This window comes from Chamaesiphon sp. OTE_8_metabat_110, from assembly GCF_031382685.1.
Taxonomy (GTDB): Bacteria; Cyanobacteriota; Cyanobacteriia; order Cyanobacteriales; family Chamaesiphonaceae; genus Chamaesiphon.
The window spans coordinates 1-3,691 of the sequence record NZ_JANMZA010000255.1 but is presented as its reverse complement, the minus strand read 5'-3'; the positions used below and the strand labels follow the sequence as shown (position 1 = coordinate 3,691).

The window sequence follows — 3,691 nt, the reverse complement described above, 5'->3', positions numbered from 1 at the left end:
GAATTACCCCCCAACCCCCCTTATAAAGGGGGGCTTTTCTTGCTCCCTCCCCTTTATAAGGGGAGGGTTGGGGTGGGGTAATTTCCGCAAAGCACAAATCACCTGTGTAATCGACTCAATTACAGCATCCAACTCTTCATATACCTGCGTATTCGTAAATCTCAAAAACTGAATTCTAGCAGCTTCAATTAAAGACTGCCGCTCTAAATCGTAAACATCTGCACCATCGCGAAAATGACTTTCACCATCAATTTCTATTGCTAGTTTAATTTCAACGCTATAGAAATCGATAACAAAAGCACCGACACTATATTGTCTTCGGAACTTGCAATCTTCTACTTGTCTACCCTTCAATCTTGCCCAAACTAGTTGCTCGGCAGGCAGCATATTATTCCGAAGATATTGTCGCTTATCTTTTTCGGAGGTTTTATTGTATAGTTCCGTCATCGATCGAATTTGTTGAGATTTTAGAGTTACTGCGTAGATCTTTACCCCACCCCAGCCCTCCCCTTATAAAGCGGCTCGCTCCGCGCGGGTTCCCCGCGCAAGGAAGCGAGACAAGACAGGGGAGGGAGCCGGAAAAGCCATCCCCTTATAAAGGGGATGTCTGGAAAAGCCCCCCCTTTATAAGGGGGGGTTGGGGGGGTAATTCCCTATGCACCAACAGCTTCTTTAGCTGCGTACATTACTTCTAAAGTAATTACATCCTGACCCCGATCGCGTGCGAATTTCTCGGTGTTCCGTTTGACTTTACCGCGCACGAAACCTGGAACTTTATTCAGTTCAGCTTGAGCTTCTTTATTCCAACCTAAGTCAGAATCAGCCGAAATACCTTTAGTAATTACTTCCTTAGTATCGTGTCCGCCGAAGATTTCTAACAGGTGATCTTCCATGCCTAAAGTAAAGGAATTGTAGATCAAATCGACAACTTGATTCGTGCCTTCATAACCCAAAAATGGCTTATAACCGATCGGGAAATTCTGAACGTGAATGGGTGCCGAAATTACGCCCGTGGGAATATTCAAACGTTTACCGACATGGCGTTCCATTTGGGTTCCAAAAATTGCCGACGGCTCACTACTTGCAATCCGATCGCCAATTAAGCCATGATCGTCGGAGATAATTACCTCATCGCAATATCCTTCAACTTCCTTACGGAACCATTCTTCATCGGGCTTACAAAAAGTCCCCGCCCACACGACATGAATCCCCATCTCGCGGGTGAGAATTTTGGTAATTGCGGCGGCATGAGTAGCATCACCATAGACTACCGCTTTTTTACCTGTTAAATTCTGACAATCGATCGATCGTGAGAACCAAGCTGCTTGGGAAACGTGGATGGTTTGCTCGTTGATAAAGCCTTCATAATTGACATCCGCACCACCCGCATTCAGGATCGTTTGAATCTTGCGAATACAGCGGGCGGTTTCGACCACGCCCATTGGGGTAATATCGACGCAGGGCATCCCAAACTCAGCCGCAAGGTAATCTGTCGTCATCGGCCCTAATTCGCGGTAGGGAGCCAGGTTAAACCAGGCTTGGGGGAGACTTTTGAGTTCGCTAACTGTCGCGCCTTCGGGGATAACTGCATTGATGGTAATTCCCAACTCACCCATCAACTTTTTGAGTTCGGTGCAGTCGTGGTTATTATGGAAAGCCAGAGTAGAAATCCCGATGATATTTACCGAAGGTTTCGCCGTCTTCTCGGTAACTAAATCGCCCTTCTTGCGTCCCTTCTCGATGTAAAACTGAACGATCTGCTGTAGAGTGCGATCGGCAGCCTGCATCTCGTTGAAGCGATAGTGATTGACATCAGCCAGCAAGACATCAGCCTGAGCTTCCATCGATGCACGTTGAACGAAGTTGGCAAGATCTTCTTGGAGGATACTTGACGTACAAGTCGGCGTGAGGACGATCAAATCTGGATGCTCCTCGGCATCCTTGCGAGTGATATTATCGACCACCTTTTCCTGAGAACCGCGCGAAAGCACATGTCGATCGACTACACTAGTCGTCACTGGCGTAAAGTCCCGTTCCCGCGACAGCATCGATCGCATGACGTTAAAATAATCATCCCCGATCGGCGCGTGCATGATCGCATGGACGTTTTTAAACGAAGTCGCCACCCGCAAAGTCCCAATGTGAGCGGGAGCAGCGTACATCCAATAAGCTAGTTTCATATATATCTATCCCTTAGTCCCAGTCTACCAATCGATTCTGTCTAGATTGTCGCAAACAAGTTTGGGGTTGGGACACGATCGAGTAAAAATTTAACTTAATATCTAGTAACAATGGAGGTTTAATAATGATGAAGCCTAACTTCGATACGATGACTCGCCAAGAGATTAGAGATTATATCTTACAGCATCGAGAAGATGATGACGCGATCGAGGCTTTGATTCACAAGGGAAATCCAACTAGTCCCACATATAAATTTCCCCAGACAGATGAAGATTTGCGAGAAATGGAAGTAATCCTTAAGCAGAAACTAGATGGTATCAAAGGTAGCATTTAAGTTAATTGGTACAAATATCAAGCGGATAGATAATGCCTCAAATCTAGATGGATGGGAACTGCCCACCCTACTCTTCTACTCTTTACTTGTTACTTCAGCCCAAATTGCGCCTTGCCCATTAGTTTGCCATTTTGAAAGGTTGCATTGGCGTTAGATATTCCACCATTATTTGCCCACTGTACAATTCTTATCTCTACATTGCCCACTTTGGATTCGCTGAAAACAACAGACTTTGCGCCAACTATTTTCTCAGCTTGCTCTATTGTTATCCCGTTCTGAAGTTGGTTGAATTCCTCCAACGAGATCGCAGGTTTCTCTGTGAGTGTCGATACTGTAGAACATGCAGATAGGACAAGAGGCAAAAGTGCTAGTAATGTTATTTTCATCCGCCGAGCCAAGCACCGCGCGAATCACTGCGATCCCACTGGCACCGGCTGCCGCAATCTCTGCCACTGTCGATGTGTCGATACCACCAATCGCGATGCCGGGCCGACCGCACGCATTCGCGAGCTCGCGAAACCCGTCCGCGCCAAGTGCCGCGGCACCGGCACCGTACACCGGGCCGATCGTCACGAAGTCCGCGTCTAGGGCACGCTCGACGTCGGCCAGCGATGAAATCGACCCGCCGATCAGAAATCCCTCCGGCACATGCGGACGTACGGCCATCACCGGGACACTGGCGGCGTTCAGGTGCACACCTGCCGCGCCGCACGCCAGCGCGACATCGAGGCGCTCACTGATCAACACCGGGACCTGCAGCGTTGTCACGAGCGCGCGTCCGACCTCCGCCAGCGTGCGGGCGTCGGCATGCTTGAGCCGCACCAGCAGCATCGTCGCCCCGCCACGCTCCGCCGCACATGCGCGCGCCACCAGACCGTCGATGTGGTCCCGCAGATCATCCGTGATCGCCATCAGCCGGAATCGCACATCGTCTGGTTCGAGCATGTCCCGGGAGTGCGTGTGGACGATCAGGCAGTCAGGTGATCAGTGCTTGACTGCGGCCGAGTCACGCGCGGCATGCGCGACCTTCACGGCTGCGGAGTGTTCGGCAAAGGTGCGCGTGAACTGCGAATGCCCGTCGGGGAACGCAACAAAAAACATCACATCCGAATCAGCGGGCTGCACCGCCGCTGCAATGCTCGCCGTGCCTGGCGACGCGATAGGTCCGGGCGGCAG

5 protein-coding genes are annotated in these 3,691 nt (G+C 50.1%); 1 reads left to right on the top strand and 4 read right to left on the bottom strand.

Going from position 1 to position 3,691, the window contains the following annotated elements; all coding sequences use genetic code 11:
• Positions 1-3: 3 nt before the first annotated feature.
• Together RMO52_RS09340 and bchB are read right to left on the bottom strand one after the other, a co-directional pair.
• Positions 4-447: an endonuclease domain-containing protein gene (locus RMO52_RS09340; RefSeq protein ID WP_310413261.1), complete on the bottom strand. Its 444-nt coding sequence runs from the start codon at positions 445-447 to the stop codon at positions 4-6.
• Positions 448-653: 206 nt separating this feature from the next.
• On the bottom strand, positions 654-2,180 hold the full coding sequence (gene bchB / locus RMO52_RS09335) for a ferredoxin:protochlorophyllide reductase (ATP-dependent) subunit B (protein ID WP_310413258.1): 1,527 nt from the start codon (positions 2,178-2,180) through the stop codon (positions 654-656).
• A 125-nt stretch (positions 2,181-2,305) separates the two neighbouring features.
• Here bchB and RMO52_RS09330 point away from each other — a divergent pair, with 125 nt between their 5' ends.
• Positions 2,306-2,515, top strand: a complete 210-nt coding sequence (locus RMO52_RS09330; protein WP_310413255.1) for a DUF6887 family protein — start codon at positions 2,306-2,308, stop codon at positions 2,513-2,515.
• 249 nt (positions 2,516-2,764) lie between these two features.
• Here the strand turns inward: RMO52_RS09330 and RMO52_RS09325 are convergent, their stop codons facing one another.
• Positions 2,765-3,460, bottom strand: a complete 696-nt coding sequence (locus RMO52_RS09325; protein WP_310413251.1) for a thiamine phosphate synthase — start codon at positions 3,458-3,460, stop codon at positions 2,765-2,767.
• A 39-nt stretch (positions 3,461-3,499) separates the two neighbouring features.
• The coding region (locus RMO52_RS09320; RefSeq protein WP_310413247.1) for an endolytic transglycosylase MltG at positions 3,500-3,691 on the bottom strand (192 nt) is incomplete at its 5' end.